21 protein-coding genes are annotated in these 19830 nt (G+C 73.1%); 11 read left to right on the top strand and 10 right to left on the bottom strand.

Annotated features, from left to right (window positions below; all coding sequences use genetic code 11):
• Positions 1 to 21: 21 nt before the first annotated feature.
• From RB608_RS00105 to RB608_RS00085, 5 genes are all read right to left on the bottom strand, one after another.
• Positions 22 to 699: a response regulator transcription factor gene (locus RB608_RS00105; protein ID WP_308085738.1), complete on the bottom strand. Its 678-nt coding sequence runs from the start codon at positions 697 to 699 to the stop codon at positions 22 to 24.
• Entirely contained in the window at positions 696 to 2747 is a 2052-nt protein-coding gene (locus tag RB608_RS00100) for a GAF domain-containing sensor histidine kinase (protein ID WP_308085737.1), read from the bottom strand. The genes RB608_RS00105 and RB608_RS00100 overlap by 4 nt, the downstream gene beginning before the upstream one ends.
• A 62-nt stretch (positions 2748 to 2809) precedes the next feature.
• On the bottom strand, positions 2810 to 3520 hold the full coding sequence (locus RB608_RS00095) for a hypothetical protein (protein WP_308085736.1): 711 nt from the start codon (positions 3518 to 3520) through the stop codon (positions 2810 to 2812).
• Positions 3521 to 3588: 68 nt separating this feature from the next.
• Positions 3589 to 4932, bottom strand: a complete 1344-nt coding sequence (locus tag RB608_RS00090) for an FAD-dependent oxidoreductase (RefSeq protein WP_308085735.1) — start codon at positions 4930 to 4932, stop codon at positions 3589 to 3591.
• Between the two features lie 30 nt (positions 4933 to 4962).
• A complete protein-coding gene (locus RB608_RS00085; protein WP_308085734.1) occupies positions 4963 to 5967 on the bottom strand; it encodes a stage II sporulation protein M in 1005 nt (334 codons plus the stop codon).
• 114 nt (positions 5968 to 6081) lie between these two features.
• Here RB608_RS00085 and RB608_RS00080 point away from each other — a divergent pair, with 114 nt between their 5' ends.
• Genes RB608_RS00080 through RB608_RS00040 form a run of 9 tightly spaced genes read left to right on the top strand, consistent with a single transcriptional unit; the run spans position 6082 to position 13494 of the window.
• Entirely contained in the window at positions 6082 to 6936 is an 855-nt protein-coding gene (locus RB608_RS00080; protein ID WP_308085733.1) for a hypothetical protein, read from the top strand.
• Positions 6933 to 7391 carry a PIN domain-containing protein gene (locus RB608_RS00075; protein WP_308085732.1) on the top strand — a complete coding sequence of 153 codons (459 nt, stop codon included), beginning with the start codon at positions 6933 to 6935 and terminating at the stop codon, positions 7389 to 7391. Before RB608_RS00080 ends, RB608_RS00075 begins: the two co-directional genes overlap by 4 nt.
• A gap of 5 nt (positions 7392 to 7396) precedes the next feature.
• The gene (locus RB608_RS00070) at positions 7397 to 8203 is read left to right on the top strand and encodes an RDD family protein (protein ID WP_308085731.1); all 807 of its coding nucleotides are present in this window, start codon (positions 7397 to 7399) and stop codon (positions 8201 to 8203) included.
• Between the two features lie 39 nt (positions 8204 to 8242).
• Positions 8243 to 9301: a MoxR family ATPase gene (locus RB608_RS00065; RefSeq protein ID WP_308085730.1), complete on the top strand. Its 1059-nt coding sequence runs from the start codon at positions 8243 to 8245 to the stop codon at positions 9299 to 9301.
• Positions 9302 to 9308: 7 nt separating this feature from the next.
• On the top strand, positions 9309 to 10241 hold the full coding sequence (locus RB608_RS00060; protein WP_308085729.1) for a DUF58 domain-containing protein: 933 nt from the start codon (positions 9309 to 9311) through the stop codon (positions 10239 to 10241).
• Positions 10225 to 10740 (top strand): hypothetical protein, encoded by a 516-nt coding sequence (locus tag RB608_RS00055; protein WP_308085728.1) that lies wholly within the window; start codon positions 10225 to 10227, stop codon positions 10738 to 10740. Before RB608_RS00060 ends, RB608_RS00055 begins: the two co-directional genes overlap by 17 nt.
• Positions 10713 to 11786 (top strand): hypothetical protein, encoded by a 1074-nt coding sequence (locus RB608_RS00050; protein WP_308085727.1) that lies wholly within the window; start codon positions 10713 to 10715, stop codon positions 11784 to 11786. Before RB608_RS00055 ends, RB608_RS00050 begins: the two co-directional genes overlap by 28 nt.
• Positions 11783 to 12772 (top strand): VWA domain-containing protein, encoded by a 990-nt coding sequence (locus RB608_RS00045; protein WP_308085726.1) that lies wholly within the window; start codon positions 11783 to 11785, stop codon positions 12770 to 12772. Before RB608_RS00050 ends, RB608_RS00045 begins: the two co-directional genes overlap by 4 nt.
• The gene (locus RB608_RS00040; RefSeq protein WP_308085725.1) at positions 12769 to 13494 is read left to right on the top strand and encodes a hypothetical protein; all 726 of its coding nucleotides are present in this window, start codon (positions 12769 to 12771) and stop codon (positions 13492 to 13494) included. The genes RB608_RS00045 and RB608_RS00040 overlap by 4 nt, the downstream gene beginning before the upstream one ends.
• A 147-nt stretch (positions 13495 to 13641) precedes the next feature.
• Here the strand turns inward: RB608_RS00040 and RB608_RS00035 are convergent, their stop codons facing one another.
• Genes RB608_RS00035 through RB608_RS00020 form a run of 4 tightly spaced genes read right to left on the bottom strand, consistent with a single transcriptional unit; the run spans position 13642 to position 18153 of the window.
• A complete protein-coding gene (locus tag RB608_RS00035) occupies positions 13642 to 14355 on the bottom strand; it encodes an SRPBCC family protein (protein WP_308085724.1) in 714 nt (237 codons plus the stop codon).
• Positions 14356 to 14357: 2 nt separating this feature from the next.
• Positions 14358 to 15215 (bottom strand): xanthine dehydrogenase family protein subunit M, encoded by an 858-nt coding sequence (locus RB608_RS00030; protein ID WP_308085723.1) that lies wholly within the window; start codon positions 15213 to 15215, stop codon positions 14358 to 14360.
• Positions 15212 to 17668, bottom strand: a complete 2457-nt coding sequence (locus RB608_RS00025; RefSeq protein WP_308085722.1) for a xanthine dehydrogenase family protein molybdopterin-binding subunit — start codon at positions 17666 to 17668, stop codon at positions 15212 to 15214. The genes RB608_RS00030 and RB608_RS00025 overlap by 4 nt, the downstream gene beginning before the upstream one ends.
• The gene (locus RB608_RS00020; RefSeq protein WP_257427488.1) at positions 17665 to 18153 is read right to left on the bottom strand and encodes a (2Fe-2S)-binding protein; all 489 of its coding nucleotides are present in this window, start codon (positions 18151 to 18153) and stop codon (positions 17665 to 17667) included. The genes RB608_RS00025 and RB608_RS00020 overlap by 4 nt, the downstream gene beginning before the upstream one ends.
• 257 nt (positions 18154 to 18410) lie before the next feature.
• On the opposite strand from RB608_RS00020, the gene RB608_RS00015 reads away from it, so the two are divergent.
• Positions 18411 to 19157 carry a YafY family protein gene (locus tag RB608_RS00015; protein ID WP_308085721.1) on the top strand — a complete coding sequence of 249 codons (747 nt, stop codon included), beginning with the start codon at positions 18411 to 18413 and terminating at the stop codon, positions 19155 to 19157.
• A 64-nt stretch (positions 19158 to 19221) separates the two neighbouring features.
• Complete coding sequence (locus tag RB608_RS00010) at positions 19222 to 19623, top strand: VOC family protein (protein WP_308085720.1); 402 nt, start codon at positions 19222 to 19224, stop codon at positions 19621 to 19623.
• Between the two features lie 93 nt (positions 19624 to 19716).
• Here RB608_RS00010 and RB608_RS00005 read toward each other — a convergent pair.
• The coding region (locus tag RB608_RS00005; protein ID WP_308086240.1) for a ring-opening amidohydrolase at positions 19717 to 19830 on the bottom strand (114 nt) is incomplete at its 5' end.

The raw sequence follows: 19830 nt of genomic DNA, 5'->3' as shown, positions 1-19830 counted from the left end.
GCCTGCCATTGTGCCGGGACCTCAGTCGCGGCCGTAGCCCGCCTCCCTGGCCTTGACGATGGCGTCGGCGCGACCCGTGGCGTGGAGCTTGGCGTAGATCGCCGAGACCGCGTTGCGGACGGTCTTGTTGGACACGTAGAGCGCGGCCGCGATCTCGTCGTTGCTCCGCCCGGCGGCGATCTGCTGGAGTACGTCGCGCTCGCGGTCGGTCAGCTCGGGGAACGGCTCGTCGGCCGCCCGGGCGGCGGGGACGGCGCCGGCGAAGAAGCCCGCGACCTTGGCGGCCAGACTCGCGCCGAACACCATGCCGCCCGCGGCCGCCGACCGGATCGCGTGCTGCACCTCGTCGGCGCCGGCGCCCTTGAGCAGGTAGCCACAGGCACCGGCGCGGATCGCGCTGAGCACGGTGTCGTCGTCCTCGTTCATGGTCAGCATCACGACCCGCAGGGCGGGGTCGCGGCCGGTCAGGAAGCGCGTCGCCTCGATGCCGTCGAGGTGCGGCATCTGGATGTCCATGACCACCAGGTCGGGCGCCGTCTCCTCGACGACGTGCACCGCCTCCCGGCCGTCCGCGGCGGACCCGACCACGTCGATCCCGTCGAGCGCCCCCAGCAACGAGGTCAGCCCGTCGCGGACGATCTGGTGGTCGTCGACCACGACGACCCGGACCGGGCCGGATGCTCCGGTGGCGCTGCTCATGCGGGGCTCCTCAGTGGCAGGCGGGCCCGGACGACGGTGCCGCCGTCCGGTGGGCTGGTAATGGTGGTGGTACCGCCGAGCTCGGCGGCGCGCTCGCGCAGGCTGGCCAGGCCGACACCGGCGGCCCGGTCGGCGGGGATGCCGCGCCCGTCGTCGGCGACCTCGAGCACCAGCGCGTCGCCGGCGTTCTCGACCAGCAGGCGCACGCGCGCGGCGTCCGCGTGCCGGGCGACATTGGTGAGGGCCTCCCCCACGATCCGGTACGCCGCGACCTCGACCGCCGCGGGCAGGCGCAGGTCGTCCGGGGCGGTCACGTCGAGCGGGACGGCGAGGTGCTCGGCCTGCTGGCGCAGCGCGCCCACGAGCCCCCGGTCGTCGAGGGCCGGCGGGCGCAGGTCGTGCACCAGCCCTCGTACGTCGGCGACGACCTCCTGGACCTGGGCGCTGATCGTCTCCAGCTGGTCCCGGGCCCGCACCGGGTCGCGCTCGACGGTCATCCGGGCCGCCTCCAGCTGGAAGACGATGCCGCTCAGCGCCGGGCCGAATCCGTCGTGCAGGTCGCGGCGGATCCGGCGCCGCTCCTCCTCCCGGGCGGTGACCAGCCGCTCGCGGCTGCGCTGGACCTCCTCCGCGAGCTGGCTGGTGCGGGCGGCGGTCGCGGCCTGGCGCACCAGGTCGCCGAGGAGCTCCTCGTCCTGCTCGGAGAGCCGGCTGCGCAGGCCTCGCGCGGGCAGCACCAGGCGGCCGATCGTGGTGTCGCGCCAGGTGATGGGGAGGGTCCGGACCTCGGGCGGCCGGTCGCCGAAGGTCGTGACCAGGCGCTCGCCGTGCGCGCGGTCGACCTCGACGCTGACGAAGGACACCGCGAAGGCCGACGCCACCGCGCGGGCCACCGCAGCGAGCTGCTCGGCGGAGTCGTCGGTGTTCTCCAGCGTGGAGGCGAGGCCCGCCACGGCGTCGTACCGGTCGCCGCGCTCGCCGAGCATCAGCCGCCGCACCGCGGCCGAGAGCCGCTGCCGCAGCGGCCCGTAGAGGAGGACGGCGACGATGAGGACCACACCGACGACCTGGGCCTGGGTGAGCTCGTCGTCGAGGACCAGGGTGAGCAGCCACAGCGCCAGCGCGTCCGCGGCGACGAGCACGGCGAAGACGGCGGACAGCACTGCCGTGCGAGCGAGCAGGTCCTGGATCGACACCAGCGTCGGGCGGACGATCGCGATCGTCATGGCCATCGGTGGCACGACCGACGCCACCAGGGCGCCGATGAAGTCACCGTCGGGCACCGAGAGGACCAGGGTCGCCACGCTCACGACGAGGATGACGATGACGCTCCAGAGCAGCCAGCGCATCCGGTCGCGATCGAGGCCCGCGGAGCGGCGGTAGCGCACGATCACGGAGAGCAGCGCGAAGAAGAAGCCGGCGATGCCGAGCGTGAGCCCGAGTGTCGCGACCTGGTCACCGTGCCCGGAGAGGGCGCCGATCGAGGTCGGGTTCTCGTCGACGCCTGCCGGCAGGCCGTCGATCGCGCGATCACCCTCGGCCGGGAGGACGAGGAAGCACAGGCCACTGATCGCCATCGCGGTCGTGGCGACCCAGGACGCGGTCCCCCAGCGACCGGGCAGGAAGCGGCCGGTCGGGAAGATCATCACCAGCACCGCGGTCACCGCCGTCAGGTAGGACCCGAAGCGGTTGAGGAACCACAGCGCGAAGGTCATTCCCGGCCACGAGCCGGTCTCCCGCAGACCGGACAGGATGTAGCTCTGCGCGAGGCCGTCGAGCGCCCAGAAGAGGCCCGAGCCGGCGAGGACCCAGCCGACCCGCTGCCGCGGCTCCTTCGTCAGGATGATTCCGGCGAGCGAGCCCAGCAGGGCACCGATCAACGTCCACGGCCAGCCCGGCCCGAGCGCGACGTCGTATCCCACGCCGGAGGTCGGCGCACCCAGGTCGAGCCAGACCGTGACCGGCAGCAGCACGACGCAGACGGCGGGGACGACGAGGACCGCGACGACCATCGGGCCGCGCGGACGGCTGACGGCCTGCTCCTGCACCGGCACATTGTGCAGCCGGTCCGCACCCCCATGGTGCGGACCGGCCGAATTGGGCCGGCCTCTCACGCTCGGCCGCGGAAGGCCTTGTCACCAGCGAGGAAGCCGATCGCGATCACCAGCAGGCCGATCGGGCCGGTCATGCCGGCCATGTACTGCAGCGGCGAGATGCCGAGCAGCAGGGTCAGGCCGCCACCGAGGAGGCCGACCAGGCCCAGCCACTTCGGTACGCCGCCGTGGCGGGCCGCGCCGAAGAGCGCGATGCCGGACAGGCCGAGCAGGCCCCAGCACCACGGGACGGTGCCGATCCAGTGGTTGAACATCGCGGCGTCCTCGGGGACGACCATGTCGGAGCCGGCGGCGAAGATGAACTCCGTGTCGAGGCCGGTGCCGACGACGAGCATGATCGCGGTGATGAGGACGCCGGAGAACGCGACCAGCGGGAGCACGCTGTCGGCCGGCACGCTCGCCCGCATCCGGCGGAACAGCCCGGCCGCGAAGACGACCATGAGGACGGCGCCGATCATCGCGCTGAGGTGGAAGGCGAGCATCTGCGGCACCAGGTCGCCGAGACGCTCGTTGATGGCGACGGCGTCGCCCTGGATCTTCTCGTCGTAGACGGCGTCCACCATCGACGACGAGATCATCATCCCGAGGCCGGCGAGACCGGCCCCGAGACCCGCCAGCGCCCAGCGGGTCGGCGGGTAGACGACCGGCTCGTCGTGCGGCGCGGCCTGGTCGAGTGCGGTCGGGGGGACGTGGGTGTGAGCTGTCATGGCAGGACCATCCCGGGCCCGGTGTCCCGCGGCACAGGGACAACACGGCAAGCTTCGCCCGGCGCCCGTCAGACGAGCAGGTCCGCGACCGCTCGCCGGGCCGACCCGATGGTGGCGGGGATCCCGACTCCGTCGTAGGCGGCCCCGCAGACCGCGATCCCCGGCACCTGCGCGACGGCGGCGCGGATGCGGGCGATCCGGTCGGCGTGGCCGACCCAGTACTGCGGCAGGCCGCCGCCCCAGCGCTGCACGACCGCGTCGACCGGCACCGCGGCGAGACCGGTCGCCTCCGCGAGATCGGCGAGCGAGGCCCGGACGAGCGCCTCGTCCGGGACCTGCAGACTGGCCTCCTCGCCGTACCGGCCGAGGGAGGTGCGCAGGACGAGGAGCCCCTCCCCCGCATCGCGCACCCAGTCCCACTTGGCGAAGGAGAAGGTGGACGCCTTGACCCGGCGGCCGTCGACCGGCGGGACGAGGAAGCCGGAGGCGCCGGTGTCCAGCGCCTCCGCGACGCCCGGGTCGGCGGCGCGGAACGCGAACGTGACCAGGGCGACCGATGCGTAGGCGATCCCCGCCAGCTCGGTGGCCGCGGCGGGGGCGAGCTCGGCGAGCAGCCGCGCCGCCGGGGCGGCGGGGGTCGCCAGGACGAGGCGAGCCGCCGCCTCGTCGCCGGCCGGGGTGGTCACCGCGAACCCCGCGGAGGTACGACGGAGCGCGGTCACCGGCGCGTCGTAGCGGACCTCGGTGGAGCCGCGGTCCCGCAGGTCCGCGTCGAGCGCCCCGGGCAGTCGCCACATGCCGCCCGCGACGGCGGCGAAGACCGGCGGGGCGCCGGCTGCCGGGGCGGGGAGGGTCACCTCCGGCCGGGCCAGCAGGTCGAGCAGCTGGGGCACCGCGGAGCGTGTGGAGATGCGCCGGGCCTGGCCGGCGTAGACCCCGCCGAGGAGCGGCTCGACGAGGCGGTCCACCACCTCGTCGCCGTACCGCGCGCCGACGAGGTCGCCGACGGAGACGTCGCCGTCGGGCTGTGCGACCGCCTGCCGGCGGGCCCGCGCGAGACCCTCGGCGGAGAGGATCCCGGAGTCCGCGAGGTCGTCGAGATCGACGGGCGCACCCATCACGGTGCGCGGCAGCCGGCGCAGCGCCTCGCGGGTCCAGACCCGCGACGTGGCGGCGGTGGGATGGGTGAGCGGCAGGCCCAGCTCGGTCGCCAGCGCGGTGCCCTCGGGACGCCGGTGCAGCATCGCCTCGGCGCCGACGTCGACGGTGACCCCGGCGACCTCGCCGGACCGGAGCTTGCCGCCGGGTCGGTCGGTCGCCTCGAGGACGAGCACGTCGAGCCCGGCGTCGGCCAGGCTGCGGGCCGCGGTCAGTCCGGCGATCCCCGCCCCCACCACGACCGCCCGGCTCATGGCTCCAGCGTAGTGAGCGACCGTCGCCGCTCAGGCCTGGGTGGCGACCCGGTCCTCGAGCAGCGACGCGGCCACGTCGCCGGTGGCGCCGCGGGAGACGGCCGCCCGGCCGACCACGAAGACGTAGGCCAGGAACACCGCCTCCGCGAGGACGCCGATCGCGATCCGCGCCCAGGTGGGCAGCGGCGACGGCGTCACGAACGCCTCGATGATGCCGCTGACGAACAGGCACACGGCAAGGCCGAGGGCGACCGTGACCGCCGTGCGGCCGGCCCGCGCGAGCGACCCGGCGCGGGAGAGGCCGCCGGGCTCGATCCACGACCAGAACAGTCGCAGCCCCACTCCACCCGCGACGAAGACGCAGGTGAGCTCCAGCAGGCCGTGCGGGATGATCAGCCCCCAGAACAGCTCGCCGCGGTCGTGACGCGTCATGATCGAGCCGACGATCGCGAGGTTCGCGACGTTCTGGAAGAGCAGGTAGAGCACCGGCAGCCCGAGGATCCCGAGGCCGATGCACAGCGCGCTGACCCAGGCGTTGTTGATCCACACGTGGGTGGCGAAGGCGCCGGCCGCGTTCTCGCTGTAGTAGCTCTCGAAGTCGCTGTTGACCAGCTGGTCGACCTCCTGCGGCGAGAGCAGGCTCTGCTCCACCTGGGGATGCTGGCCGAGCCAGATCATCATCACCGCGACCACCACGACATTGCCGGCCACGCAGCCGAGCCACCACCAGCGCAGCTCGTAGAGCGCGGCCGGGAACCGCTCGGTGAAGAAGGAGGCCAGCCCCCGCCAGCTCGGCACCCGGGCCGCCAGCATCGCGATCCGCGCCCGGCCGAGCAGCGACGATAGGTGGGCGACCAGCTCGCCGTCCGGCGCCGAGGTCCGGACGACGGACAGGTGGGTGGCGACCTGCTGGTAGCGGTCGACCAGCTCGTCGGCCTCCGCTCCCGTGCGCCGCCGCTGCCGCACCAGCTGGTCCAGCCGGACCCACGCGTGGGAGTGGGCCGCCACGTAGGCGTCGAGGTCGATGCGCGGCACGGAGCGAGACTATCCGGTGGTCCCGCCGACCTCCCGCGCCGTTCTGTCGAGGGTTCGGGCGAGGATCGCAAGCCGGCGGTGGATGCCGCAGAATGAACGCAGGAGGTGCCTGCCATGACGAAGGATCTCGAGCTGCGGCTCATCGACGCGCCCGTACCGGCTGGCGAGGTGGTCGTGAAGGACCTTGCCGCACTGACGACGGCCCTGCAGGAGTTGACCACGCGCATCGGTCGCGACGTCGTGAACACGCCCGGCCCAGGCCGCACGATGCGTTTCATGGAGGAGTTCGCCGAGCTCAGGCTGCGAGCGATCGAACCCGGGAGCACCGTCCTTCGGTTCGCCAAAGGGCCGGCGGACAGACTCGATGTCGACCTCGAACAGCACCGGATGGCCGAGGGGCGCTTCTGGGAGATCGTCGAAGCCATCCGCGCGGACTCCCGCCCCGCGTGGGTCACCGACCTGATCGCCGAGAGTGCGGGCAAATTCGTGGCCGCCTTGCGCGACGCGGCCCCTCGGGCCTCGCTGAGCGACGCGGACCGCCGCTCGGTCGAGATCGAGTCCAGCGAGATCCACGTCGAGACGTGGACGACCCCGCGCGAGCTGACCGACACGGTGGTGACGGCGAGGGGCCGGCTGGAGAAGGTCGACCTCCGGACGCACGAGTTCCGCGTGCGGGACGACGTCGGCCACGCCGTCGATCTCAAGCACGTCGACGACGATCTTCCGGCTGCTCATCTCGTCGGCCAATGGGTGCTCGCGACGGGCCGGGCCGTGCTCGTCTCCGGACGTCTGGTCGCGCTCGATGACGTCACCGTCGAGCGCCTGGACGACCCGGCACGAGTGTTCGAGGATCATGAGGAGATGGATCTCGATGAGATCCTCGCCTCGGCTCCCGGCCCAGACCCGCGCGGTGGCATCGACCTGAGCGAGGACGAGTTCGTCTCCTTCCTGAAGGCGGCCTGTGGGTGAGCCCGCTCGCGGTCGCGGTCGTGGACACCGACGTGTTCAGCCACCTGTTCGTCCACCGGCACTCACCCGATCCGCGGGTGTCCGCCTGGAGGGACACCCTCCGGGGCCGTAGGGTCCTCATCTCCTTCCAGACGCGAGCCGAGCTGCTTGCCGGTGCCCTGACTGCCGGCTGGGGAGCGCGGCGGCAACACCATCTCCGGAGCGTCCTCGACAGAACTCCGACCATCCGCTCCGACAACTCGGTGATCGATGCCCACGCGCAACTCACGGCCGAGTGCCGTCGCCGCGGACACGCATTGCACGCCAAGCAGCACGCAGCCGATCGCTGGGTGGCGGCGAGCGCCATAGCGAAGGGCGCCGCACTTCTGGCGGGCGACGCCATCTACGACGGCGCACCAGGCGTCGTCCTGCTGACCGACGCCCCACCTCCTGCATCGGCCCACCCCCTACCCTGAGACCGATGCCCACGTCCGACTTCGCCACCGTCACCGCCGACGACCTCGTCACCGGCGAGGGCGTCGCGCTCGACCTGCCGGCGGCCTCGCTCGGGCTGCGGATGGCGAGCGGCCTGATCGACGTCCTGGTCACCCTGTTCACGTTCGTGGCGCTGTTCATCCTGCTCAGCGTCGCCGCGTCGCCGTTCGGCGACAACGCGCTCTTCGGCGCCGCCACGGTGCTGACGATGGTGCTGACCTTCCTGGTCCTGCCGACCACGGTGGAGACGCTGACCCGCGGCCGCTCGCTCGGCAAGCTGGCGCTGGGGCTGCGGGCGGTGCGCGACGACGGCGGGCCGATCAGCTTCCAGCACGCGCTGGTCCGGGCGCTGATCGGGTTCGTGGAGATCTACGCGCTCTCGGGCGCGCCCGCGTTCTTCTCGATCATGCTGAGCACCCGCGGCAAGCGGCTCGGCGACTACGCCGCCGGCACCTATGTCGTCCGCGAGCGGGTCCCGCTGCGGCTGCCCCATCCGCCGCCGATGCCGCCGGAGCTGGCCTCGTGGGCCCGGCGTACCGACCTCGGCACACTGCCGACGGGCACCGCGCTGGCGGTGCGCCAGTTCCTCGGCCGCCTCGCCACACTCGACCCCGCGTCGCGCGACCGGGTGGGCCGCGCCCTGCTCGCCGACGTGCTCCCCCACGTCGCGCCGCCTCCGCCGCCGGGGGCGCCGGCGGAGCTGGTGCTGATGGCCGTGGTCGCGGAGCGTCGCGAGCGCGACCTGGCCCGGCTGCGGCGCGACGACGAGCTGCGCAGCCGGCTGCTGGCCTGACCCGGTGTGCACGCCCGCCCGCTGGGTAGGTTGGGCCGCATGACGCAGGTCAACCAGTCGCAGGCGTTCCCCGCCGGGCCCACCCGGCGCACCCCCGCCGACCCGGCCACCCCGCTGTCGGCCGAGGAGCTGACGCGCGCCACCGAGGCGATCGGCCGGGTGTCCGACGCCTTCTCCAGCCGGGTCGTGGGCCAGCACCGGATCCGTACGGCGCTGCTGGTCACCCTGCTCTCCGAGGGCCACGTGCTCCTCGAGAGCGTCCCCGGGCTGGCGAAGACGCTGGCCGCCTCGACGCTCGCGCAGGCGGTCAGCGCCCGGTTCGCCCGCATCCAGTGCACGCCGGACCTGCTGCCCAGCGACATCATCGGCACCCAGGTCTACGACCCGAGGAACCACGAGTTCGAGACCCAGCTCGGGCCGGTGCACGCCAACTTCGTGCTCCTCGACGAGATCAACCGCGCCAGCGCGAAGACCCAGTCGGCGCTGCTGGAGGCGATGCAGGAGCGGCAGACGTCGATCGCCGGCACGATCCACCCGCTGCCCGACCCGTTCATGGTGCTCGCCACCCAGAACCCGATCGAGGAGGAGGGCACCTACGTCCTCCCCCACGCGCAGATGGACCGCTTCCTGCTCAAGGAGATCATCGACTACCCGACCGAGGACGACGAGCTGATGGTCCTCGAGCGGATCGACGACGGCACCCTGGGCCAGCACATGACCGATGTCGCGGCCGTGGTCAGCCCCCAGGAGGTCGCCGAGCTGCAGGAGCTGGTCCGCCGGGTGTACGTCGACCCGGCGATCCGCCGCTACATCACGGCGCTGGTGCGGGGCACCCGCGACGTGACCGGGCTGCTCGGCCCCGAGCTCGGCAACTACGTCGAGATCGGCGCCAGCCCGCGCGGGTCGATCGCGTTCTTCCAGGCCGCCCGCGCCATGGCCGTGGTCCAGGGCCGCCACTACGTCATCCCCGAGGACGTCCGCGAGCTGCGGCACAGCGTGCTGCGGCACCGGCTCCACCTCAGCTTCGAGGCCCTCGCCGACCGGGTCCGTCCCGAGACGGTGATCGACGCCGTCTTCCGGGCGGTCCCGACCCCGTGAGCCGCGCATGACCGCGCACCTGACCCGGATCAAGTCGCGACTCTCCATCCACGCCCATCGCAAGGTGCGCGGGCTGCTCGAGGGCGAGTACGCCGCGGTCCATGCCGGGCGGGGCATCGACTTCAACGACCTGCGCGAGTACGTCCGCGGGGACGACGTGAAGGACATCGACTGGAAGGCCTCGGCGCGCAGCCGGCAGCTGCTCGTCAAGCGCTATGTCGCCGAGCGCAAGCACACCGTGCTGCTCTGCGTCTCGACGGGCCGCAGCATGGCCGCCCTCGCGGGCGTCGGGGCTGGCGCCCTCGCAGGCATCGGGGCGGAGAGCGCCGCGCCGACCTCGAAGCGCGAGCTGGCGGTGTTCGTGGCCGGCGTCACCGGCTATCTCGCCGTCCAGCACGGCGACGTGATCGGTCTGGTCCACGGCGACGCGGAGCGCCGGCACGTGTCCCGGCCCGGCAGCGGCGAGCTCCATCTGGAGCGCCTGCTCGGTGAGGTTTACGACGCGATCACCGCCGACGGCCCGCCGGGCGACCTGACCGCCCTCCTGCGCCACGTCGTGCGGACGATCCGGCGCCGCACGATCCTGCTCGTGGTCACCGACGAGCGCGCCGTGACCGAGGAGCAGGTGCGGCTGCTGCGCCGGCTCGCCGCCCAGCACGAGGTGCTCTACCTGACCCTCGGCGACCTCGACCCCACGGCGCCGGTGCTGGCCGATCGGCGCCTGCTCGACATCGATGCCGGGGTGGAGGTCCCGGCCTGGCTGCGCCGCGACGCGCAGCTGCACCGCGAGCTCGCCACCCTCGTCGCCGACGAGGCGCAGGAGATGCGGCGTCGCCTCGACCAGCTCGGCATCGTGCAGGAGCGGGTCCGCGACCTCGACGGCGCCGTCACCGCGATCTTCCGGCTGCTGGAGAGGCACCGTCATGCCCGCCGTCGCTGAGGTGGTGCGCGCGGCGGCCGATCTCCCCGAGGAGTTCGCCGGCCCCGTCGGGTACGCCGACCGGTGGCTGTGGATCGGGGCCGCGCTCGCCGCCGCACTGGTCCTCTACTACCTGCTCGCGTGGTGGCTCACCCGCCCGGCACGCCCACCCGCCGTCGAGCGCACCGACGTTCTCGACGTACGCAGGCGGCAGCTGGCCCGGATCGACCGGATCGAGGAGCGGGTGCGGGCGGGCGAGCTGCCGGCCCGTGACGGCCACCAGCAGCTCAGCGAGGTGGTCCGCGACTACGTCGCCGCGGTGACCCCCCTGCCCGCGCGGACGATGGCGCTGGCCGACCTCCGCGACCATGCGCCCGCGGCCCTGGTCACGGTGCTGGAGCTCGTCTATCCGCCCGAGTTCGCGCCCGATGAGGAGGTCGCGCGCGACCGGTTCGACCTGGCCGTCCAGCAGGCGCGAGGTCTCGTCGCGTCGTGGCGCGTCCCCGGGAGCGCGGGCTGATGTGGGACAGCGACGCCACCGCCTTCCGCTGGCCGTGGCTGACGGTGGGGCTGGCCGGCCTCGTGGTGCTGCTCCTCGTGCTCTGGCTGCGCCCGTGGCGACGGCCCAAGCGCACCGGCGCGGCGTACGTCGCCCACGCCGCGCGGCTGCGCGCCCTCCCCCGCTATCGCACCCTGGTGCGCCGTCAGGTCGTCCTCGGCACCTGCCTGAGCGTCGCGGCGCTGGTGGCCTGCTCCGGCGCGGTGGTGCTGGCCGGCCGGCTGCAGCAGCGGCAGACCATGACCCAGGAGGACCGCACCCGCGACATCGTGCTGTGCCTCGACGCATCCGGCTCGATGGCCGAGGTCGACGCGCTCGTGCTGCGCGAGTTCCGCACCATCATCTCCGGGCTGCGCGGCGAGCGGGTGGGGCTGACCATCTGGAGCGGCGCGGCGATCTCGGTGTTCCCGTTGACCGACGACTACGAGTACGTCGTCGAGCAGCTGAGTGCGGCCGAGAAGGCGTTCGCGTCCGGCGACGTCTACAGCGACGACTACGCGATCTTCACCGCCGGCACCGTGCTCGACTGGGACATCCAGTCGCAGATGGGCGACGGGCTGGCGTCCTGCGTGCAGCGCTTCGACCACCGCGACGAGGAGCGCAGCCGCGCGATCGTGCTGGCCTCCGACAACGAGCCGATCGGCACCGGCATCTTCAGCGTGCCGGACGCCGCCGGCTATGCCCGTGAGGAGAAGGTCGTCGTGCACGGCATCGCCGCACCCAAGACCGCCGAGCGGCCCGCCGCCGTCCAGGAGTTCGAGGCCGCGACCGGCGCCACCGGCGGCACCTTCTCGCTGCTCGGCGAGGACGGCAGCACCAGCGCCGTGATCGATGCGATCGCCGACCTGGACGCCAAGCCGATCGAGCGGCCGCCGCTGGTGCAGGTCCTCGACCGGCCCCGGCTCGGGACCTGGCTGGTCGGGATCGGGCTCGTCGGGCTGGCGCTGCTGTGGGTGGCGCAGGGCGTCCTCGTCGTCCGCGACCGCCGTGGGGAAGGCCGCCGATGAGGCCCGCCACCGCGACCGCCCTCGTCCTGGCCCGCCGGGTCGGGATCGTGCTGCTGTTCGTGGTCATCCTGCTCCGCCCCGGCTTCGGCCGGGCCGACGTCCCCACCCAGCTCGCCGACGTCGACGTGGTCGTCGTCATCGACCGGACCCGATCGATGGCGGCGCTCGACCACCCCGGCGAGTCCGGTCCCGAGCCCCGGATCACCGGGGCTCGGGCCGACCTGACCGCCCTCGCCGAGGCCCTCCCCGGCGCCCGGTTCGGGATGCTCGCCTTCGGCACCGACGCGCGGGTCGTGCTCCCCTTCACCGCCGACAGCGCCGCCTTCGACGCCGCCGTCGAGACGCTCTACCTCGAAGGCCCCAAGGACGGCGTCGGCTCCCGCGCCGACCGCCCGGTGCCGGAGCTGAAGGAGATGCTGGAGCGGGCGGCGGAGAAGGCCCCCGAACGGCGCCGGATCGTGGTCTACGTCGGCGACGGCGAGGACACCACCGACGGCGACACCACCGACGGCGACCAGACCTATGCCGACCTCGACGACCTGGTGGCCGGCGGCGTCGTCCTCGGCTACGGCACGCCCCAGGGTGCGCCGATGCCGCAGGACGACGAGCTGGACGGCTCGCTCGGCTACGTCCAGGACCCCGAGACCGGTGACACCGCGGTGTCGCGGGCCGATCTCGACAACCTGAGGGAGATCGCCGACGAGCTCGACGTCGCCTTCGAGCACCGCACCGGCCCCGGCGGCCTGGAGAGGGTCGCGGAGTCGTTCCGGGCGTCGTACTCCGACGGCGCGGGCGGTCACCAGCGCCCGGCGAAGAACGACCTGACCTGGCTGGCCGCCGTGCTGCTCCTCGGGCTGCTCCTCCTGGAGCTGCACGCCGGCTGGCGGGCGGTGTGGTCCTCCCGCCACACGCTGGCCCCCCGCCGCGGCGGCGACGGCTCCACCACGCGGACCGGTGCCGAGCGACCGACGGAGGTGCTGCGATGAACACGCGGCCCGACCGTCCCGCGCACCCCCGCCGTCGCCTGCGGCGGGTGCTCCTCCTGGCCGGCCTCCTGCCCACGCTGCTGCTGGCGGCGTACGCCCTCAAGGTGACCCTGATGCTGCAGGCCAACGCCTCCGGTCGCGATGCCTTCGACCGCGGCGACTACGACGCCGCGGCCGCGGACTTCGCCGGCACCCGGAGACTGAACTGGTTCGAGTCCTGGGTCGCCGCCTTCGACGCGGGCACCGCCGAGCACGCCCGGGAGCGGTACGACGACGCCATCGCGTCGTACGAGGCGGCCCTCGAGAACGTCCCGCGCCGCGAGGAGTGCACCGTCCGGATCAACCTGGCCCTCGCCCACGAGGCCGTCGGTGACGCGGCCCTGGCGTCCGGCGCGACCGACGACGCCCTGGCGTCCTTCCAGGCCGGCATCGACGTCCTGGCCGCCGGGACGTGCCCGACCGACTCCGGCCGCGGCGCGGACCAGAGCGCCGACGCCGCCGCGGTCGACAAGCGACTGCGCGAGAAGCTCGCCCAGAGCCAGCCCCCGCCCGAGGAACAGCCCGAGGAGCAACCTGAGGAGCCGCCGCAGTCCGAGGACCCCGGCGAGTCCGACCCGCGCCGCGACCGGCTCGACGAGCAGAACGACCGGGGCCGCGAGCAGCGGCACGAGGACCAGGGGCTGTACCAGGACGACGACTACACCCGCCCCGACACCTGGTGACGGGCCACCGGCGACCGATCGCTGCAACACGCTGTCCACCGCACTACCCGGGGGTTCTCGGCGCCGAAACGGCGTTCTGAGCCCCATTTTCGGCCGACAAGTGGCGGGTAGTCGGGTGGACGGCGTGTTACAGCAGTCCGCTGAGCCTCAGCGCCGACGCCGGCGCCGCAGCAGCGCGATACCGAGGAGGACGACGAGCACGGCGCCGATCTGCTTGCCGTAGCTCCTCAGGAGCACGGGCAGCACGGCCGAGCCCAGGTCGAGCGCGTCGTCCTCCGGGCGCGGAGCCGCCGGGCGCGGAGCCGCCGGGCTCGCGGCGTCACTACCGGATGCGTTCTCGATCGGCGCTTCCGACGACGAATCCGGTAGTTGGACGGGAGCCTCGGGAACAGCAGGTACGGCGAGCCGCTGCTCGAGGCAGGACACGAACTGCCCGAGCAGCTTGTCGGAGACGTCCTGCATCACCCCGCGGCCGAACTGGGCGGGCTTGCCGGTGATCGCGAGGTCGGTGACCACGTCCACCTGGGTGGCGCCGTCACCGGAGCCGGCGGGGGCCATGGTCACGGTGACCTTGGCGCCCGCCGTGCCGTTGCCCCGCTTGTCGCGGCCCTTCGCGTCGACCACGAAGCGGTGCGCGGTCTCGTCGCGCTCCACGAACTTGCCGGAGCCGGCGTAGACGAGCGCGATCGGGCCGAGCTTGACCTTGCAGGTCCCCTCGAAGGTCGGCGCGCCGTCCTCGTCCTCGCCCACGGCCGTGACCTGGGCGCCCGGGAAGCACTCGGCGAGGCCGCCGATGTCCTGGAAGTGGGCCCAGGTCGCGTCGAGCGACGTGGGGACGGTGAAGGAGTGGCTGAGATCCAAGGTCAGCCCCTCCCCGCGGCTGCGAGCACGGCCCGCCGGGTCAGCACCGTGGCGAGGTGCCGGCGGTAGTCGGCGTCGCCGTTGAGGTCGCTCGGCGGCGTGGTGCCGTCGGCGGCCAGCGCCGCGGCCGCCGCCACGCCCTCCTCGGTGGCGGGCTGCCCGGCCAGCATCTGCTCCGTGGCCCGGGCCCGCACCGGCGTCGAGCCCATGTTGGTCAGGCCGATCCGGGCCTCGGCGATGGTGTCGCCCTCGAGCCGCACGCTCGCCGCGACCGCGACGATCGGCCACTGGTGGGCGATGCGCACGAACTTCTCGTACGACGCGCCCCAGCCGCCGTACTTCGGGACGCGGATCTCGGTCAGGATCTCGTCGTCGGAGATCGCGGTCTCGAAGAGGTCGACGAAGAAGTCCGCGGCCGGGATCTCGCGGCTGCCGCCGGGCCCCTGGACGACGAAGATCGCGTCGAGGGCCAGCGCCGGCGCGCCCAGGTCGCCGGCCGGGTCGGCATGGGCGAGCGCACCTCCGAAGGTGCCGCGGTGCCGCACCTGCGCGTCGGCGAGGTGGGTGATCGCCTTGCTGATCAGCAGCGCGTGCTCGTGGACCATCGGGTCCTGGCCGACGTCGTGGTGGGTGGTCATCGCACCGATCGCGAGGTGGTCTCCCCCGTCCCGCACGCCGCGCAGCGACGCGATCCGGCCGAGGTCGATCACCCACTCCGGCGCGTTCAGGCGCATCCGGAGCACCGGGAGCAGACTTTGGCCACCAGCGATGATCTTGGCGTCGTCACCGTGCTCGGCGAGCGCCGCCAGCGCCTCCTCGACCGAGGTCGGGGCGACGTACCCGAAGGCTGCGGGGATCACTGGGCTGCTCCTTCCGACTCGTCGAAGTGGGGTGCGGCGGCCTCGGTGGTCTCGCCACCGGACCCGCCGCTGTTGATCGCCCGCCATACCCGTTCCGGGGTGCACGGCATGGCGACGTCGTGGACGCCGTACGGACGCAGCGCGTCGACGACCGCGTTCACCACCGCCGGGGTCGAGGCGATGGTGCCGGCCTCGCCGACCCCCTTGGTGCCGAGCGAGTTGGTCGTCGCCGGCGAGGTGGTGTGGTCGAGGTCGAAGCTGATCGTGTCGGCCGCGGTGGGCAGCAGGTAGTCGACGAACGAGCCGGTGACCAGGGTGCCGTTGTCGTCGTAGACCGCCTCCTCCCACAGCGCCTGCGCGATCCCCTGCACCAGGCCGCCGTGGACCTGGCCGGCGACGATGAGCGGGTTGATCACGTTGCCGATGTCGTCGCAGCAGGCGTAGCTGCGCAGCTTCACTTGACCGGTCTCGGTGTCGACCTCGACCGCGCACAGGTGGGTCCCGTGCGGGTAGTTGAAGTTCACGGGGTCGAAGGTCGCCTCGGAGTCGATCGACGGCTCGAGCCCGTCCGGCAGGTTGTGGGCGGCGAAGACGGCGGTCGCGATCTCGGTGATGGCCATCCCCTGGTCGGTCCCCTTGACGGCGAACCGGCCACCGCTGAACTCGAGGTCGTCGACGGAGGCCTCGAGCAGGTGCGCCGCGATCGGCCGGGCCTTCTCGATCACCTTGTCGGCGGCCCGCACCAGGGCCTCGCCGCCGACGACCAGGCTGCGGGACCCGTAGGTGTCCAGGCCCTTGTGCGAGATCTGGGTGTCGCCGTGCAGGACCTCGATGTCCTCGAACGGTACGCCGAGGCGGTCGGCCACGATCTGGCTGAACGCCGTCTCGTGTCCCTGCCCGTGGGCGGAGGCGCCGGTGACGACCTCGACCTTGCCGGTCGCGAGCATCCGCACCTCGGCATGCTCCCAGCCACCCGCGCCGTAGTTGAGCGAGCCAAGCACCCGCGAGGGCGCGAGACCGCACATCTCGGTGAAGGTAGAGACGCCGATCCCGAGCTGGACCTTGTCCTTGCGGGCCCGACGCTCGGCCTGTTCGGCGCGCAGGGCGTCGTACCCGAACATCTCCTTGGCCCGCGCCGTGGCGGCCTCGTAGTTGCCGGAGTCGTACTCGAGCCCGGCCACCGTGGTGAACGGGAACTCCTCGTGCTTGATCCAGTTCAGCTCCCGGACCTCGAGCGGGTCCTTGCCGAGCTCGGCGGCGAGCTCGTCCATCAGCCGCTCGATCGCGAACGTCGCCTCCGGCCGGCCGGCGCCGCGGTAGGCGTCGGTCCAGGTCTTGTTGGTGAGGACGTTCGTGGTCTGGAACTGGTACGCCGGGAACTTGTAGATCGCGTTGAACATGAACGCGCCGAGGACCGGCACACCGCCACCGACGATCGCGACGTACGCGCCGAGGTCGGCGAGCAGGTCGACCTTGAGTCCGGTGACGTGGCCGTCCTTCGTCGCCGCGAGGGTGAGTCGTTGCCACTGGTCACGACCGTGATGGGCGGTGAGGAGCGACTCGCTGCGGGTCTCGGTGAACTTCACCGGCTTGCCGAGCCGGCGGGCCACGGCGAAGGTGATCATCTCCTCAGGCGTCTGCTGCAGCTTGCCGCCGAAGCCACCGCCCACGTCGGGGGCGATCACCCGGATCTTCGACTCCGGTACGCCGGTCGTGGCGGCGATCGCGAAGCGCAGGATGTGGGGCACCTGGGTAGCCGACCACACGGTGATCTGCTCGCCCGTCGGGTCGACCACGGTGCTGCGGGGCTCCATGAACGCCGGGATCAGCCGCTGCTGGCGGTACTCCCGCTCGATCACGATCCCGTTCTCGCGGGCCTCGGCGATCGCGGCCTCGACGTCGCCGCCGGTGCCGGCCTCGGCCGAGTCGAAGCGCCACACGGCGCTGACGTTGGTGCCGAGGTCGGGGTGGGCGATCGCGCCGCCGTTCTCGTGCGCGGCCGCGGCGTCCTTGAGGTCGAGCGCGGCCGGGAGCTCCTCGTAGTCGACCTCGACCAGCTCGGCGGCGTCGCGCGCCTCCGCGGCGCTGCGGGCGACCACGACGGCGACGGTCTCGCCGGCGAAGGCGACCCGGTCGACCGGCATCGGCAGGTGGGCCGGCGTGACCTGGTCCGGTACGACGGGCCAGGCGTTGATGCAGGCACCCTGGGCCTCGCCCAGATCGGCACCGGTGAGCACGGCGACCACATTCGGGCTCTGCTTCGCCGCCTCCGTCTCGATGCCGGTGATCCGGGCGTGCGGGAACGGGCTGCGCACCATCGCCAGGTGCAGCATCCCCGGCAGCGTGATGTTGTCGGTCCACCGGGTGCGGCCGGTGATGAGGCGCTGGTCCTCCTTGCGCCGTCGGTCGCGGCCGATCTCCGTGCCCGCGGCGGGCTCCTGGGTCGCGGTCATGCCGACGCCCCCTCTGCTGCGCCGGTCGTGCCGGCGGCGTGCTGCACCGCGCGCACGATGTTGTGGTAGCCCGTGCAGCGGCACAGGTTGCCCTCGAGGCCGAGCCGGATCGCCTCCTCCGACGGGCTGGGGTTCTCGGCGAGCAGGTCGACGGTCTGCATGATCATCCCGGGGGTGCAGTAGCCGCACTGCAGGCCGTGACACTCGCGGAAGGCCTCCTGCACCGGGTGCAGCTGACCGTCCTCGCCGGCCAGGCCCTCGATCGTGGTGACCTCACCGCCGTCGGCCTGGACGGCCAGCACGTTGCAGGACTTCACGCTCCTGCCGTCGAGGTGGACGGTGCACGCGCCGCAGTTGCTGGTGTCGCAGCCGACGACGGTGCCGGTCTTCCCGAGCTTCTCCCGCAGGTACTGCACCAGCAGCATCCGGGGTTCGACGTCGTCGGCGACCCGCTGGCCGTCGACGGTGAGGTTGATCCGGGTCATGACTCTCCCTTGAGCGTGAGGGACCTGTGACCCGGCTCACGCTAGGGAGGCGTGGTTGGTGCCGGGTTGGCGGGCGCCGCGGCCGCCGGCGCCGGTTTGGCCCCGGGGTGGGCGGGGACCCTGCTCAGTCCGCCGAGTCCGGCGAGCCCGGCGCCATCGACTACACGAGCCGGGCCATGGGCGACTTCACCTGACCCTGAGCACGGCCCGTCGCGCGAGCGTCCGGGAGTGTCCCCGCTCGCGCCTAGCCTGCCGACATGAACCGGACCGACCGCCTCTACGGACTCGTCGAGGAGCTGCGCGCGGCCGGGCCCCGGGGCCGGACGGCGACCCAGCTCGCCGCCCGCTTCGAGGTCAGCGTGCGCACGATCGAGCGCGATCTGAGCGCGCTCGGCCAGGCCGGCGTCCCGCTGGCCACCCGCCAGGGCCGCACGGGCGGCTACAGCCTCGACCCGTCGATGACCCTGCCACCGCTCAACTTCACCCCGCGCGAGGCGACGGCGGTCGCGGTGGCGCTCAGCAGCAGCGCCCATGTCCTCTTTGCGCGCGACGCTCGCACCGCCCTGCAGAAGATCGTCGCCGCGATGCCGAGGGCCGCGCTCGACGAGGCCTGCACCGCCGCGGCCAAGGTACGGCTCGTCGTCCCGGTCGGTGCGGCGCCCGACGCCGACGTCGCGGAGACCGTCTGGCAGGCGGTCCGGCGCCACCAGGTGCTCCGGATCGGGTACGTCGACGTCGACCGCGTCGAGTCCGAGCGCGAGATCGAGCCGCAACACGTGGTGGTGGGGCCGCGCGGCTCCTATCTCACCGCGTGGTGCCGGCTGCGTGAGGACGACCGGGTCTTCCGGATGGACCGGATCACCCGCGCCGAGCCCACCCCCGCGCTCCCCCGCGGCCCGCGCCGGCCGATCGAGCCGGAGGTCCCCGGGCAGGTCATCGCGCGGCCGGAGGCGGCGCTGCGCCCGGAGACGAATCTCGCGATGGCCGCGCAAACACCGACATAGGGCTGTCGCGAACCGCTGGGAGCGTGGTCGTCGTACCCGTCCGACACTCCCAGGAGGAAGCACCATGACCACCACACCCGCCGCCCCGCCCGTCCCCGGCACCGTCGCCTGGTTCGAGATCGCCACCGACGACCCGGGCAGCGCCGAGAAGTTCTACGGCGGCCTGTTCGCCTGGTCGTTCGCCACCGACGAGGCCTCCGAGGCCGGCGGCCTCGACTACCGCCTGGTCACCGCGCCCGGCGGCGGCGCGCCGTCCGGCGGCATCTTCGGCACCGGCGGCCAGATGCCGGGCCACGCGGTCTTCTCGATCCTCGTCGCCGACGTCGCCGCCACCTGTGCGGCGGCCGAGGAGCTGGGCGGCACCGTCGTGAGCAAGCACCTCGACGTGGGCCCCGGCGTCCCGACCTTCGCCTACCTGCGCGACCCGGCGGGCAACCAGCTCAGCATCTTCTCCCCGCCCGCCTGAGCGATCGGCCCCGAAAACGCCGCAACGTCATACGTTCCGTGGGCTCAAGCCCACGGAACGTATGACGTTGTCACCGGAAACGACCGGTGTGGATCAGCCCAGGTCGACGATGGCGGCGACGGGGCCGCCACCCTCCGGGCCCTGGTGGGCGGCGGAGACCGAGACGAAGACCGCCGGGTCACCGGTCACCGCGGCCGTGACACCACC

Source organism: Nocardioides sp. LHD-245, from assembly GCF_030929495.1.
In the GTDB taxonomy this organism is placed as follows: Bacteria; Actinomycetota; Actinomycetes; order Propionibacteriales; family Nocardioidaceae; genus Nocardioides.
The sequence above is the reverse complement of the archived record's forward strand: the minus strand, read 5'-3'. Positions and strand labels throughout refer to the sequence as shown.